Below are 13718 nucleotides of genomic sequence, written 5' to 3' on the forward strand. Positions count from 1 at the left end.
AGAATGATAATACTTGAAAGCAATCCTGATTTTGAAGTTGTGCGATATAGCGATTCGCGCTATGAGAATTTAACTGCTGAGATCCGGTACAAAGGAGAGCCAGTTGCGCAGGTAAATCAAGACATGGGAGTTGACAGTCTTGAGCTTGAGGTGTTTGCTGACTTAAAGGACTCTATATTACGAGTTCCATTGGATGGTTTTTTGGAGTCTTTAAAGCTGGCAAAAGAGTTGCTTGTTCAGTAATTTTTTGGTGCAAAAGGAATAGAAAATGCGCCGGGTAAGTTTGATTATCTATTTGGCCGTGTCGCTAGTAACTCCCATAATGCTGCTCGTTCAAACCAGCCTGCGCTCGAAATGAAAAGACTTGGTGTTCCAGACAATTCTGCTGGACGTCAGATGCTAACTGATCACTTGACGCTTTCTGCCAAAACTGAGGGTAATGTGATAAATACCTTTTCCAACCAGTACGGAAAATTTGAGGTCAGAGAATCATTTTTTATGGGGCCATCAGGTAAGGCTGCTAACTTCCAGAGCACGTTCCAAGTTCTTGATGATGGCACTCGTAAGCTCAGCAAAGTCATACCGCTTCACTGAGGAGGTCGCAGTGGAATTTCCAAGCCCAACCGATTTTTTGGAGGAGTTTGGTATCGAACCTGTTGAGGTAGATCCAAGCTTGGCTTTATGCCGTTATACAAGAAAATCAAAAAAATACGAGATCGAAATTGATATTTCTTTTAGCGCTGTCATGGAGTCGTTCCAAGTGGTTCTGAGACTTGCCATGCAGGAGTTGGCAATTGTTTCCTCGGAAAACGTCAAATCTATTGAAATAGTACGTGATAGTTCGGGAGCGGGAGTCCGAGTTGTTTTTGATAATTGCGGATCAACTTCGGAGGCTAGGGTGATGCTTGAACCTGAGGTGAGTCTTCGATGGTGGACGTTGCGTAACGTTTAAATTGCGGCAAAAGGGGCTATAGATGCTCCAAAGATCACTATCAGAGATCATTGCCTGAACATGGTGGACGACATTAAAGTTCAGCTTTCGTCCCAAGAATACAGAGTTAATACGAAAGAAGTTTTTGGTAGTTCCCGCGGAGCTGGTCGCTGTAGACCAGGTATTGTGGCGGCACCCCTAGATGGAAAGCTGAGAATTATTGAGATTAAGACAGGAAATGCGGATTTGAGTATTCGGCAATCTGAAATATTCCCGCAGATTCGGGATGGTAGTTCAATTCCAAGAGAGAAAGTTGCTGATAGCTTCGGTCTGGCTCCAGGGGTGCCGCTCAGAGATCAGGGCTATCCAAACGGTATTCCTAGACGAAATCTGATGATATTGGAGCAATGCTAGTCTCGTTGGACTGGAAGATTTGGTTGAATAATTCGGGGCCTGCTGATCCAGCAGCATGGGGAGATTGGCTAGATGCTGTAAAAAAGCGCGGAAAGATAACCTGAAGTGGTAGTTTTGTCTTTAGGCCGAAAAGGGGCAGATTTATTTTTCCTGCTCTAAAGCTGGCTGACTGGACAGAATTAGGGTGTGAGAAATAAATCGTCCCTTTTGTTCTGGCAACGGGGAAATCACCGCAACCAACGAAAGGTCTTTCTAATGCTGAAAGGAAACAATGGATTAGAGAAAGAACGCATATTGAGCAGGTGAACTAATGTTTGATTTCCTAAGGGTTGTTATGTCTTTTCTTCCTCTCGATATAAAAATGTTGAGTGGGATAGTGATTCCTTGGTTGTTTCTGGTGACGATTGGAGCTTTGTCACCACTAGTGCATGGCGGGTTTCTCAAGGTAAAGAGCTATTGTTTACATGCTGGGATAATCAGCTAGATGTAAATATAGAAGGTCTGGTAGGGCTTACAATTGTTGATGTTTCATGGGTCTCTGATGGTCAGCCAATTGATCCGTCATTTATTCTCTCTGATGGAAGAAGACTTGATGTGTTTTGCTCTTTTATTTGTGAGCCCTGGGTGATGAATCTTCCGGGTAACAGCGTTTATGTTGGGAATTCGTAGGTGGAACAATATTTCTTGTGCTCAACTCTGTAGAGTTTGGAGTACTTGATTAGGTTAAAATGATTATTAGTGTCAGTTAGTTGGCTAGGGTTGATATTGGATAAGGCCGAAAAGGGGGCTTATTTTTTCTGCTCTAGAGCTAATTGATTGGGCAGTATTAGAGTTCACCCCTATTTTTCATCACATATAATGGTGTTTAGCAATATGTCTCAATTGGCGTCGACTCAAACGGTTTCGTGGTTCGAGCGAATCCAGTCAGCTCTTGGAGACCATTGCCATGATCAAGTTGAGATTAGCGAGTGAATATTTGGCTGGACCGATATTTTGTCCGGAGCCGGATATTATGGGGCACATTGATATTGACGACTTGCCCCTTTCTCAAGAACTGAAGGCTGAAATCACCGCATGGGACAGTGAGTATCAGGCGACGTTCAATAGCGACTACCCGCCTGATTCTGGGTTTAGCTCGCCTGAGGTGGCGTTTCGACATATAGCTGAAGGGCAACAATTGGCCAAAAAATTACAGCAAGAACTAGGAGGGGGGTATGCGGTTGAGTACTGCCCATAACAAATAGTTCTTCGGTGCAAAAGGTAGCGTCGGCGCAGGGACCGAAATGGGGACGGATTTGAATGGCACTTACTTAAGCGCTAACTAATTGATTCAGAAAATAAAGGCTGCTCTTGGTCTACGGTGATGGTTGCGAACACACCGAGCCCAAGGAGCCGCCCAGATGAATCCTAGGCGCCAGGCCGTCATTCATTAACAGCAGCGCGCCCGTCGGTATATATCGAATACGGACGCTTACGCCTTCTTCAACCTGCTAACCGGCCCTGAATTATTCGACCCTGTCGAGTTGCTGCTGCCGGTTCATCGGGAGCGCTTGTTCCCGCCGCCAGCCGCGAACACCAGCTGATCGGCGAAGGCCAGCTGTCCGGTCCCTTCGAGCTGTTCGACCGCCAGCACGAGCTGACCCTCGGCGCCAACTACGGCCGCTCGCACCTCAAGGCTGGCGCCGACACCATCGCCGCCAACGGCTACTACACGCCCTGGTGGACCTGATGGCCAGCTACGACATCGACAGCCACTGGAGCACGGCACTGAACCTGAACAACGTCACCGATCGCAAGTACCTGCTGTCGCTGTACGAAAGCACCACTACCGCCAACTATGGCGTGCCGCGCAACCTCACCGCCTCGGTCACCTGGAAGTACTGACCCGCAGCTCTCGGCTGCATGCCCGGCAGGTTCAACACCAACCTGCGGGAGCGGGCCCTGCCCGCGATTCGCGCGCAGGGCGCGCTCCTACATGGGAGCGGAGTGGGTGGGGAGGCGTAGGCGGATCTCATCCGCGAATCGCGCCGGAGCCTCCGACTATCGCGGACAAGGTCCGCTCCTTCCGGTGGGCACCCCGGCGCGACCTGCAGGGCAGTTGCTCCTACGGGCAGGCATGGAACGGAGTGGCACCCGCCAGCGGCGGATAACCGCTAGCCGCGTTCCTCGCTGGGTGCACCTGATTCAGTCTTCCGCCTTCCGACGCCAATCGGGGAGAGCGGATCGCACAGGTTATGGCCGCTTTTGGCCCAAATCTGCCCGTGATGGCGGGAGCGCCTGGCAATCCAATTTGACTCGGCCTCTCTATAGCTATCGAGTCAGACTGAACTGAGCAACTGATAACTGCTGAGGCCAACAGAGACCCAAACTAGTTGTGGGACAGGATACGGGTTGCTTGGTCGCGGATGCTGCAGACTTCGTCTTCGGTAAGTGGAGAACCTTTTCTGTTTTCGGCAGCGGTGAGCAGTGTCATGAGAGCGGGTACAAAAACCAGGGATTGAGGATCGGCTGACATCAAGTCCGCTCCCTTTCCCCATTGCGCTCGGTGAACCAGATGGCAACGGCCATCACCGCGACGCCCATCAACTGCAGAGCACCCAGGCGCTGCCCGTAGAACAGCCAGTCGATGACGATCGCCACGGCCGGGTAGATGAACTGGTAGACCGCGATCCTGTCGGTGTTCAGGCGCGCCATGCCGGCGTACATCAGCGAATAGGCGAGCCCCGTGTGGATCAGCCCCAGGCCTGCCAGCCATGCCCAGGAGGCGCCCCATTGCGGCCAGCCGTGGAGCATGGGCCACGCCAGCAGGGCCAGCGTTCCGATCGCGCATTGCCACCAGGCAAGAATGCCGGCCGACATGTGCCGTAGCCGCCGGGCGACGATGGTGACGCAGGCGGTGCAGAAGGCGCCGACCAGGCAGAACGCCACGCCCCACCAGTAGCTCGCGGGGTAGGCCTGCTCCGCGCCGAACAGCGAAAGGTGCTCCAGTATGCCGGTCGCCAGCACCAGGCCGGCCATGGCGACGATCACCGATACCACGCGCCGCTTGGCGATCGGCTCCTTCAGATACCAGGCACCCAGGATCAGCACCCACAGCGGCTGCACATGGAAGAGCACCGTGGCTACGCCCGCCGAGGTGCGCTCGATGGCGGCGAAGAACAGGCTCCAGGCCAGCACCATCAGGCCGCCCGCCGCGAGCAGCGCGAAGGTCGCCTTCCTGCCCGGGAGCAGGCCGCGCAACTGGCGGCGACAGGCTGCCCAGAGCGTCAGCCCCAGCAGGCCGAAGGCGCAGCGGAACCAGGTCGCGGTCAGCGGATCGGCGCCGGACTGGTGCAGGAAGAGGCCGATGGTGCCCAGGACGACGCTGCCCAGTACGAAGGGCAGCGTTCCGCCGGTGGCGTCGGAAGCGGAGGGTGCGGTTCGCTGGCTGAAAGGCGAAGCCTGCGGCCCCGCTATCTGTTCATGTGTGTTCATGCGGCGAGTGTGGGGCTGGCCCGTTGGAACGAGAAGCGCATAATGCCGCATGCAAGTATTCGATAAACGAATGGAAAGGGCGATCAAGATGATGCCGCGTGACCTGCAGCTGGACTGGCTGAAGTGCTTCGTTTCCGTGGTCGATGCGGGCTCGCTGTCGAACGCTGCGAGCGAGGTGCATCGCTCGCAGTCGGCGGTCAGCATGCAGTTGAAGAAACTGGAAAGCGCCCTGGGCCGGCAACTGCTGGTACGCGGTCCGCGCAGCCTGCAGCTGACCGCGGACGGCCAGACGCTGCTGGGCTTCGCCCGCCGCATGCTCGACCTGCACGCCGAAACCCAGGCCGCCTTCCATGGCGAGGAACTCAGCGGCCGGGTTCGTCTTGGCGTGCCCGATGACTATGCGGCCAAGTACCTCACGCCGGTGCTCAAGCGTTTCGCCCAGCGCTATGGCAGCGTGGAAATCGAACTGAACTGCGAGCAGTCGACGGCGCTCATCCCGCGGGTGGCCAGCGGCGATCTGGACCTGGCGCTGGTTTCCCGCGACCACTCCCGGCGCGGAACGCTGCTGTTCCACGAACCCATGGTCTGGGTGGGCTCGCCGCAGTTCGAGCTTTGGCGGCGCGACCCGCTGCCGATCGCGGTCTACGAGAGCACGAGCCTCGCACGGCGCAGCGCGATCAACTCCCTGGCGCTGCAGGGCCGGCGCTACAAGGTGGTGTACAACAGCTCCAGCCTCGCCGGGCAGCTCGCCGCGGTGGAGAGCGGCCTGGCGGTGGCGGTGCTGACGCAATGCAGCGCCCCCGATCACTTGCAGATACTGGGCGTCGAGCAGGGGCTCGGCCCGCTGGAGCCCATGGAGGTCGCCGTCTATCGAAGCCGCGCTTCCCAGGGCTCCAAGGCCGTGGACAGCCTGCGGAACCTGTTGATCAGGACGTTGAGGTTGTCGAGCGAGGGCTGAAGGATTGCTGGTGGAGTTCGTTTCCTTCGAGGCGAGCGACATTCGATGCTGGTGCCGGCCCAGGTCAATCCGCTAGGCTTGCCGCTCCCGGCGCAGGTGCCGGGCCCCAGGAACGCCACTTTCAAGGAGATGCCCCATGGCGAACATTCCCCAGGCGCTGCCGCGCGCCTTTCCCCTGAAACTCGTCGCCGGCGGCCTGATCGGCCTGCTGGTGCTGGTCGCCGTGGGCGGCTCGTTCTACACCATCGACGAGAAGGAGCGCGGCGTGGTGCTGCGCAACGGCAAGCTGGTGGACGTGGCCGAGCCCGGGCTGGGCTGGAAGGTGCCGTTCATCGAGACGGTGAAGACCCTGTCGATCCAGAACCACACCAGCCGCTACGAGCAACTGCAGGCCTACAGCCGCGACCAGCAGAGCGCGGCGCTGGTGGTCTCGGTGTCCTGGCACGTGACGCCGGACGAGGTGGCGAAGGTCTACTCCGGCTACGGCGACCTGCAGGGGCTGGTGGACCGTCTGATCAGCCGCCAGGTGCCGACCCAGGTGGAAAACGTCTTCGGCCGCTATACGGCGATCCAGGCGGTGCAGAACCGGGGGCAGTTCGTTGCCGACGTGGCCACCGCGGTCAAGGCCGCGGTCAAGGGCCCGGTGGTGATCGACGGCGTGCAGGTGGAGAACATCGACTTTTCCGACGCCTACGAACGCTCCATCGAGGAGCGCATGAAGGCCGAGGTGGCGATCCAGACCCGCCAGCAGAACCTCGCCACCGAGCAGGTGCAGGCGCAGATCCAGGTCACCCAGGCGCAGGCCGAGGCCGACTCCAAGCTGGCCCAGGCCAAGGCCGACGCCGAGGCCACCCGCCTGCGCGGCCAGGCCGAGGCCGATGCCATCCGCGCCAAGGCCGAGGCCCTGGCCTCGAACCAGAACCTCATCGAACTGACCAAGGCCGAACGCTGGGACGGCAAGCTGCCGGAAACCATGCTGCCGGGCTCGACGCTGCCGTTCATCGATGTGAATCGCGCACGTCCCTGATCCTGGCATCGGTTCTTTGTGGGGCCGGGCCCCGGTGGGTCCGGCGCCAACCTGTAGGAATAACTGTCTGCGCCGAGGCGCTTTCCGTAGGATGGGTTGAGCTTGCGAAACCCATGCGGTTGCACTGATGGGTATCGCTTCGCTCAACACCATCCTACGAAAAGCCATGCTCGCTCATGCGGGAGCGGACTTTGTCCTCGATGGGGCGTGTCCTGAGCGGGGCCAATCGCGGACGGAGTCCGCTCCTACGTTCGTGTGTCCCTGGAACTGGACTGTGTTCCGTGCTGAGGCTGAGATCGGAGCGGGGGGCGTAGAAGAGCACCCTCTCCCCAGCCCTCTCCCGCAAGCGGGAGAGGGGGCTGCCCGGCATGCTCGGGGAGTTCGGCACCAACCTGTAGGAGCGGGCCCTGCCCGCGATTTCGCGCGCAGGGCGCGCTCCTACAAGGGGCTTGGTGCGGGGCAACGCTCATCCGCGAATCGCGCCGGAACCTCCGGCCATCGCGGACAAGGTCCGCTCCTGCCCCCGCCGGCAAACCACCCCGTAGGATGGTGTTGAGCGAAGCGATACCCATCACCGCGGCCGCATGGGTTTCGCAAGCTCAACCCATCCTACGAAGAGCATCTCGGACGTAAAAGGGGACGGATCTGAATGGCACTTACTTAAGCGCTAAGCGATTGATTCAGAAAAGAAAGGCTGCTCTTGGTCTACGGTGATAGTTGCGAACACACACCGAGCCCAAGGAGCAGCCCAGATGAATCCTAGGCGCCAAGCCGTCATTCATCAACAGCAGCGCGCCCGTCGGCATACATCGAATACGGACGCTTACGCCTTCTTCAACCTGCTAACCGGCCCTGAATTATTCGAGCATGTCGAGTCGTTGCTGCTGTTTCATCGGGAGCGCTTGTTCCCGCCGACAGAGACGTTGTCCATGTTCATGGCCCAGGCCTTGAGTGCCGACCGTTCCTGCCAGAAGGCGGTCAATGAGATGGCCGTCAAACAACTGTTAGCGGGTTTGAAGCCGTGCAGCACGCACACCGGCGGCTACTGCCGTGCTCGTCAGCGGTTGCCGGTGGAGATGGTTTCCACGCTGGTGCGCAACACTGGCAGCCTGATCAGTCACTATTCAGGCAAGACAGGGCAATGGATGGGCAGACCGGTTCGGCTGGTGGATGGCACGACGGTGTCGATGCCGGATACAACGGCTAATCAGGCCGCCTATCCGCAGTCGCGCGGGCAAAAGCCGGGATTGGGCTTTCCGATTTGTCGGCTGGTTGGCATCGTCTGCCTCTCCAGCGGTGCAGTGCTGAATGCAGCATTGGGTCGTTTTCGCGGCAAGGGTGGCGATGAGCAAACCCTGTTGCGGTCGATGCTCGATACGTTGAACGCTGGCGATGTTTTGCTGGGAGATGCCTACTACGCGACCTATTTCCTGCTGTGTGAATTGCAGCGCAGGGGCATCGATGGTGTGTTTGAGCAATATGGCGCGCGTCGGCGCAGTACCGACTTTCGGCGAGGTAAGCGCCTGGGGACGCGCGATCATCTGATCGGTCTGGAAACGCCCCGGAAACGCCCATCCTGGATGAGCCAGGCTTACTACGAGCAAGTGCCTGACAGGTTGGAGGTTCGGGAGTTGAAAGCGGGCGACAAGATTCTGGTCACGACGCTGCGCTGCACGAGTCAAACGCCCAAGGCTGCCTTGAAAGCGCTGTTCAAAAGCCGCTGGCACGTAGAGTTGGATCTGCGCAATCTCAAAACCACGATGGGACTCGAAATGCTGAGCTGTAAAGCTCCCGCGATGGCTATCAAGGAACTCTGGATTTACCTGCTGGCACACAACCTGATTCGCCTGATCATGGCGCAATCGGCCTCGATGGCTGACTGCCTACCCCGTGAATTGAGCTTCAAGCACAGCCTCCAGCTATGGCTGGCGTGGCGGCAATTCGACGATGATCCTGACGGAGGTACGACTCTTCGCGGCCTGCTGGTTCTGGTCGCGCAACAGCGTGTCGGCAATCGCTCCGGGCGAGTTGAACCCAGAGCCCTCAAGCGAAGGCCAAAGCCCTACCCATTACTGACCTGCACACGTCAATCTGCTCGGGCAGCGATCAAGAAACACGGTCATCCGAAAAGGGTTAAGTAAGTGCCATTCGGGACGGATCTATTTTCTCTACTCTAAATCTGCCGGTTTTGCCCGCAGCTGCGCCTCCAGCGCCGCGCGGTGTTGCGGATGGGTGACTTCCAGCAGGCATTCCACTCTCTGTCGCAAGGATTTGCCGCGTAGATCAGCGACGCCGTATTCAGTGATGATCAGCCCTGCGTCGCTGCGTGGAATGGTGGCGGGGCCATTGAGCCTGGCGACGATGCGGCTGTTGGCGCCGGCGGTGGAGGGCAGGGCGATGATCGGCAGTCCGCCTCTGGAGCGCTGGGCGCCGCGCAGGAAGTCCAGCGCGCCGCCCACCGCGCCGACGTAGCTGCCGGCGGCGATTTCCGAGTTGACCTGGCCGGTCAGATCCACTTCTACCGCGGAGTTGATCGCCACGAAACGGTCCAGGCTGGCGAGCACGTCCGGGTCGTGGGTGTATGTGGTGGAGCGCAGTTGGATGGCGGGGTTGTCATGGGCGAAGTCGTGGATCACCCGGCTGCCCAGCAGCACGCCACCGATGCTGACGCCACGGTCGCGATTTTTGCGGGCGTTGGTGATGACGCCGGCCTGCATCAGCTGCGCGACGCCATCGCCAAGGCTGCCCGAATGCACGCCAAGGTCACGGTGGCCGCGCAGGGCACCGAGCACGGCGTCGGGGATGGCGCCGATGCCCATCTGCAGGGTGGCGCCGTCATCGATCAGCCCGGCGATATGCGCGGCGATACGGGCGTCCGCTTCGCGGATGCGCGCCGGGGGATTCTCCAGCGGCGGCCGGTCGGTGTGCAGGATGGCGTCGAGGTCCGCATCGCCCAGGGTGTGTTCGCCGAAGGTACGCGGCGCCTGCCGGTTCACCTCGGCAATGACCACCCGCGCATGGTCCAGCGCTGGCAGCAGGTACTCGTGGGCGATGCCCAGGCTGTAGCGGCCATGGCTGTCGGCGGGCGCCAGTTGCAGCATCAGCACGTCGATGCGCAGGGCTCCGCTGGCGATCAGACCGGGCAGCTGTGAATAGTGGCAAGGCAGGATGTCGAGTACCCCGGCGTTGCCCAGTTCGCGGTTGGCGCCGGCGCCGCAGTAGGCGAGGAAATCGACCACGTCGGCATGTTCGGGGCGGCAGGTCCGGCTGCTGGCGATGCCGAGCATGACGCGGAAGCGGCCGATGCGTGCGCGTTGCTCCATCAGGGCTTGGGTCAGCGGCAGGGGTTCGGCGTTGGCCTGGCCCCAGAGTACGGTATCGCCGGGGCGGATCAGCTCACTGAGGTCGAGCGCGTCCGCTTGCAGCAGCATTGGCATGGCGTGGCCGCATCCTGAAAGTGGTGTGAGGAAGGCGCGGCGGCCCGGGCGGGCCGCCGGCCGAGGTCAGGCGATGGAGGAAGGGTGCCTGGCCAAAGGGGTGACCTGCAGGGTCATGAAGGGAAACAGCGGCAGGCTGGAAAGCAGCGCATGCAGCTCGTCGTTGCTCTCGACATCGAACACGCTGATGTTCGAGTACTGGCCGACGACCCGCCACAGGTGCGGCCATTTTCCCGATTGCTGGATTTCGATGGCGCGGGCCTTCTCGGCAGCCTTGATCGCCTCGACTTCTTCGGCCGGGATGTCGCGGGGAATGTTCACGTCCATTCTTACGCAGTACAGCATGGTGATTCCTCGGTTTTCAGGGTTTGCTCTGGGACAGCTGGGCACCGCTCGAAGGTTGCGGCCCGGTGTCGTCGTTCATGGCCTTGGCGTCGACATCCTGCAGGCGTACGCCGCGGGTTTCCGGGAGCAGCAGCACGGCGGTGACGGAGAGGGCATAGGCCACCAGGCAGAAGGTGCCGATGGACTGGGCCAGGCCGATCTGCTCGGAGAGCACGCCGACGCCGGCGATGGAGAGCGCGCCCAGGGACTTGCCCAGGTTGTAGGAGAACCCCATGCAGGTGGTGCGCACGTGGGTGGGGAAGAGTTCGCTGAGGAACGGGCCGAGCACTGCGAAGATGCCGGTGGCGAAAGCGCCCACCGGGAAGGCCATGGCCATCAGCAGCGTCGTGCTCATCGGCACCAGCATATAGACCACGGTGAAGATCCATGCGCCCACGCTGAACAGCAGCAGTGCCGGGCGGCGGCCGTAGCGGTCGGCCAGCCAGGCGGTGACCACGAAGCCGGCGAAGGCGCCCGCGCACATGATCAGCATGGTGAAGATCACCGGGCCGGGCTTGAGGCCGCGCACCGAGACCATCAGGGTCGGCAGCCAGGCCATGATGGTATAGGCCGCTGCCTGCAGGCCGGTGACCAGTACCGCGCCGAGCAGGGTCAGGCGGATCACGTTGGGACGGAAGGCGGAGAGCATCGAGGCCCTTTCTTCGACCTTGGCGGTGGCCTGCTTGTAGATCTCCGGGTCCTTGACGTGCCGGCGTATGAACAGCACGAAGCCGGCCGGGATCACGCCGACCCAGAAGGCTGCGCGCCAGGCCATCTCCTGGGGCAGCCAGGCGAGCAGGGCGGTCATGATCACCGCTGCCGCCGCCCAGCCCAGGGCAAACCCGCTCTGCACGAAGCCCAGCGCCTTGCCGCGGTGTTCCGGGCGGATGACCTCGGCCATCAGTGCCGCGCCGACTGCCCATTCGCCGCCGAAGCCCAGGCCTTGCAGGGTGCGAATCACCAGCATCTGCTCGTAGCTCTGGGTGAAGCCGGCGATGAAACCGAACAGGGTGAACCAGCAGATGGTGAAGATGAGGATGCGTACGCGGCCGTAGCGATCGCTGAGGATGCCGGCGATCCAGCCACCGAAGGAGGCCGAGAGCAGCGCGGCGGTACCGAGGACGCCGGCCTCGCCCTTGGAGATCTGCCAGACCGCCATCAGCGCCGGCAGCAGGAAGCTGAACATCTGGGCGTCGTAGGTATCCAGCGCCCAGCCGGAGAAGCAGGCCCAGAAGGTCTTGCGCTCCTGCCGGGAGCCGGATTTGTACCAGTCGAACATGGTGATTACCGTCCTTATTGTTATTGGGTGTCGGCTCATGGCTCGGAGCCACGACTTCATTGTTGGGGAGTGCCTGTCGTTGCGAGCAGATCGCCAGGTGGAGCCGGCAGGGGCGCGCCGAGGCGTCAGTTCGTGGTACGAGCATGCGGCAGATTGCTGCGTGCGCCCATTTGCCTTTGCGAAAGCCTGCCTTTCGGCCGTGCTAAGCGATCAGTCGGTCCTCGGCGAAATCAGCAGGTCCTGGGCCATGCTGGCGATCAGGCGGCCGTCGCGGCAGTAGATGTGCACCAGTGCCAGGCCGCGCCCGGCCAGGCTGCGGGTGGCCTGGCTGACGAACAGCAGCCAGTCGTCGCAGGCCGGTTCGGGCGTGTGGAACCAGAGCGTGTGGTTGAGGTTGGCGACATAGTGGTGTTGCCACAGTTCGTGCATGCCCAACGGTGGCGCCAGGGCGCCGTTGAACCAGCAGTCGGACAGGTACGCCAGCGCCGCGTGGTGCAGACAGCCCTCGGCGGTCAACGGCTGCAGCAGGCGCACCCAGTAGGCGATCTCGTTCCGTGGCGGTGAACCGGCGAAGCAGGCCTCCGGGTTCACCGGGCGGATGTCCAGTAACGGTTGCCCGGTGAAGCGTACCTGCAGCGCCTCGCCCTGGCCGGGGTAGCGTTCGGCCAGTTCGCGCAGGTCGGGCAGGCTCTCCGCTGGCGGGACCTCGCGATCCAGGCGCGGTACAGGTTCGAGCGTTTCTCCAGGGTTCTGGAAGGTCGCATGGGCGCTGAGCACCAGCGAGGTGCCCTGCACGCCATAGATGTGCCGGCTGGAAAAGCGCCGGCCGTCCTGCAACGCCTCGACCTTGTATTCCAGAGCCCCCTCGGGACGGGCACCTTGCAGGAAGGTGGCCTGCAGGGTACTGGGCACGCGCTGCGGGGTGGTCTGCGCGGCGGCCCAGAGGGCCTGGCCGAGTAGCTGCCCGGCGTAGACGCGGCCATTGGCGTTGCTGTCGTTGACGGTGCTGCGGAAGGTGTCCTGCGGGCCGTCTTCCAGGCTCAGCAGTTCCGTCAGGTCGCCCTGGTCCCAGGGCTGGGCACGGTCGAAGGTGGCCACGCTGCCGTCCTCAGGCCGAACTGCCCAGGGCGCGTTCGGCGCTCGGGCTCAGGGCTCTCGCGGGGCGGCTGGCGAGAGTGGAGAAATCCAGCGGGATCGGCGTGACGTCCTGCAATGCCTGGGCCGTGGTCTCGCCCACCAGCTCGATGACCTGCACTCCGTTGGCGGTTATCTCCAGGGTGGCGAGGTCGGTGTAGACGCGGCTGACGCAGCCGATCCCGGTGAGCGGGTAGGTGCAGCGTTGGATCAACTTGCATTCGCCGTTCTTGGCCAGGTGCTCCATCATCACGAAGATGCGCTTGGCGCCGATGGCCAGGTCCATGGCGCCGCCGACGGCGGGGATCGCATCCGGCGCGCCGGTGTGCCAGTTGGCCAGGTCACCGTTGGCGGCGACCTGGAAGGCGCCCAGCACGCAGATGTCCAGGTGGCCGCCGCGCATCATGCCGAAGGAGTCGGCGTGGTGGAAGAACGCTGCGCCCGGCGCCAGGCAGATCGGCTCCTTGCCGGCGTTGATCATGTCCCAGTCTTCCTCGCCCGGCCTGGCGCCGGTCCAGCGGCCGAGCACGCCGTTCTCGCTGTGCAGGAAGATGTCCTTGTCCGCCGGCAGGTGGTTGGCCACCAGGGTCGGCAAACCGATGCCCAGGTTGACGTAGGCGCCTTCGGGGATGTCGCGGGCCACGCGGGCGGCCATGGCGTTGCGGGTCTGTTTGTCCATG

At 61.1% G+C, this 13718-nt stretch carries 13 protein-coding genes; 7 read left to right on the forward strand and 6 right to left on the reverse strand.

Annotation, left to right across the window (positions count from 1 at the left end):
- The first annotated feature begins 3 nt into the window (after window positions 1-3).
- From ACTWJ5_RS14630 to ACTWJ5_RS14645, 4 genes are all read left to right on the forward strand, one after another.
- Window positions 4-243, forward strand: coding sequence for a hypothetical protein (locus ACTWJ5_RS14630; RefSeq protein ID WP_074985649.1), 240 nt, complete (start codon window positions 4-6; stop codon window positions 241-243).
- Between the two features lie 361 nt (window positions 244-604).
- Entirely contained in the window at window positions 605-952 is a 348-nt protein-coding gene (locus ACTWJ5_RS14635) for a hypothetical protein (RefSeq protein WP_249919871.1), read from the forward strand.
- 1339 nt (window positions 953-2291) lie between these two features.
- Window positions 2292-2582: a hypothetical protein gene (locus tag ACTWJ5_RS14640; protein WP_261746047.1), complete on the forward strand. Its 291-nt coding sequence runs from the start codon at window positions 2292-2294 to the stop codon at window positions 2580-2582.
- 491 nt (window positions 2583-3073) lie between these two features.
- On the forward strand, window positions 3074-3229 hold the full coding sequence (locus tag ACTWJ5_RS14645) for a hypothetical protein (RefSeq protein ID WP_338139907.1): 156 nt from the start codon (window positions 3074-3076) through the stop codon (window positions 3227-3229).
- 630 nt (window positions 3230-3859) lie between these two features.
- Here ACTWJ5_RS14645 and ACTWJ5_RS14650 read toward each other — a convergent pair.
- Entirely contained in the window at window positions 3860-4819 is a 960-nt protein-coding gene (locus ACTWJ5_RS14650) for a DMT family transporter (RefSeq protein ID WP_444439217.1), read from the reverse strand.
- Window positions 4820-4907: 88 nt separating this feature from the next.
- Here ACTWJ5_RS14650 and ACTWJ5_RS14655 point away from each other — a divergent pair, with 88 nt between their 5' ends.
- From ACTWJ5_RS14655 to ACTWJ5_RS14665, 3 genes are all read left to right on the forward strand, one after another.
- Complete coding sequence (locus tag ACTWJ5_RS14655; protein WP_074985635.1) at window positions 4908-5777, forward strand: LysR family transcriptional regulator; 870 nt, start codon at window positions 4908-4910, stop codon at window positions 5775-5777.
- A 136-nt stretch (window positions 5778-5913) separates the two neighbouring features.
- A complete protein-coding gene (locus ACTWJ5_RS14660; RefSeq protein WP_009620067.1) occupies window positions 5914-6804 on the forward strand; it encodes an SPFH domain-containing protein in 891 nt (296 codons plus the stop codon).
- A 752-nt stretch (window positions 6805-7556) separates the two neighbouring features.
- A complete protein-coding gene (locus ACTWJ5_RS14665; protein WP_444439219.1) occupies window positions 7557-8945 on the forward strand; it encodes an IS4 family transposase in 1389 nt (462 codons plus the stop codon).
- A 27-nt stretch (window positions 8946-8972) separates the two neighbouring features.
- On the opposite strand, the gene ACTWJ5_RS14670 is transcribed toward ACTWJ5_RS14665, so the two are convergent.
- The 5 genes from ACTWJ5_RS14670 to ACTWJ5_RS14690 all read right to left on the reverse strand — a co-directional run bounded on the left by ACTWJ5_RS14670 (window position 8973) and on the right by ACTWJ5_RS14690 (window position 13717).
- Entirely contained in the window at window positions 8973-10241 is a 1269-nt protein-coding gene (locus tag ACTWJ5_RS14670) for an acetyl-CoA hydrolase/transferase family protein (protein WP_116425265.1), read from the reverse strand.
- A gap of 66 nt (window positions 10242-10307) precedes the next feature.
- Complete coding sequence (gene catC / locus ACTWJ5_RS14675; protein ID WP_074984398.1) at window positions 10308-10586, reverse strand: muconolactone Delta-isomerase; 279 nt, start codon at window positions 10584-10586, stop codon at window positions 10308-10310.
- Between the two features lie 16 nt (window positions 10587-10602).
- Window positions 10603-11904, reverse strand: coding sequence for an MFS transporter (locus tag ACTWJ5_RS14680; RefSeq protein ID WP_245323037.1), 1302 nt, complete (start codon window positions 11902-11904; stop codon window positions 10603-10605).
- Between the two features lie 210 nt (window positions 11905-12114).
- Window positions 12115-13002, reverse strand: a complete 888-nt coding sequence (locus ACTWJ5_RS14685) for an acyl-CoA thioesterase (RefSeq protein WP_074984404.1) — start codon at window positions 13000-13002, stop codon at window positions 12115-12117.
- A 10-nt stretch (window positions 13003-13012) separates the two neighbouring features.
- Window positions 13013-13717, reverse strand: a complete 705-nt coding sequence (locus tag ACTWJ5_RS14690) for a 3-oxoacid CoA-transferase subunit B (RefSeq protein WP_444439222.1) — start codon at window positions 13715-13717, stop codon at window positions 13013-13015.
- Between the last annotated feature and the right edge of the window lies 1 nt (window position 13718).

This window comes from Pseudomonas sp. A6, from assembly GCF_052367875.1.
Classification (GTDB): domain Bacteria; phylum Pseudomonadota; class Gammaproteobacteria; order Pseudomonadales; family Pseudomonadaceae; genus Pseudomonas; species Pseudomonas citronellolis.

What these genes read in the sequence shown, in the direction of transcription:
- ACTWJ5_RS14630 (WP_074985649.1), top strand. Translation starts at nt 4, where the DNA reads ATGATAATACTTGAAAGCAATCCTGATTTTGAAGTTGTGCGATATAGC.
- ACTWJ5_RS14640 (WP_261746047.1), top strand. Translation starts at nt 2,292, where the DNA reads ATGATCAAGTTGAGATTAGCGAGTGAATATTTGGCTGGACCGATATTT.
- ACTWJ5_RS14645 (WP_338139907.1), top strand. Translation starts at nt 3,074, where the DNA reads ATGGCCAGCTACGACATCGACAGCCACTGGAGCACGGCACTGAACCTG.
- ACTWJ5_RS14650 (WP_444439217.1), bottom strand. Translation starts at nt 4,819, where the DNA reads ATGAACACACATGAACAGATAGCGGGGCCGCAGGCTTCGCCTTTCAGC.
- ACTWJ5_RS14655 (WP_074985635.1), top strand. Translation starts at nt 4,908, where the DNA reads ATGATGCCGCGTGACCTGCAGCTGGACTGGCTGAAGTGCTTCGTTTCC.
- ACTWJ5_RS14660 (WP_009620067.1), top strand. Translation starts at nt 5,914, where the DNA reads ATGGCGAACATTCCCCAGGCGCTGCCGCGCGCCTTTCCCCTGAAACTC.
- ACTWJ5_RS14665 (WP_444439219.1), top strand. Translation starts at nt 7,557, where the DNA reads ATGAATCCTAGGCGCCAAGCCGTCATTCATCAACAGCAGCGCGCCCGT.
- ACTWJ5_RS14670 (WP_116425265.1), bottom strand. Translation starts at nt 10,241, where the DNA reads ATGCCAATGCTGCTGCAAGCGGACGCGCTCGACCTCAGTGAGCTGATC.
- catC (WP_074984398.1), bottom strand. Translation starts at nt 10,586, where the DNA reads ATGCTGTACTGCGTAAGAATGGACGTGAACATTCCCCGCGACATCCCG.
- ACTWJ5_RS14680 (WP_245323037.1), bottom strand. Translation starts at nt 11,904, where the DNA reads ATGTTCGACTGGTACAAATCCGGCTCCCGGCAGGAGCGCAAGACCTTC.
- ACTWJ5_RS14690 (WP_444439222.1), bottom strand. Translation starts at nt 13,717, where the DNA reads ATGGACAAACAGACCCGCAACGCCATGGCCGCCCGCGTGGCCCGCGAC.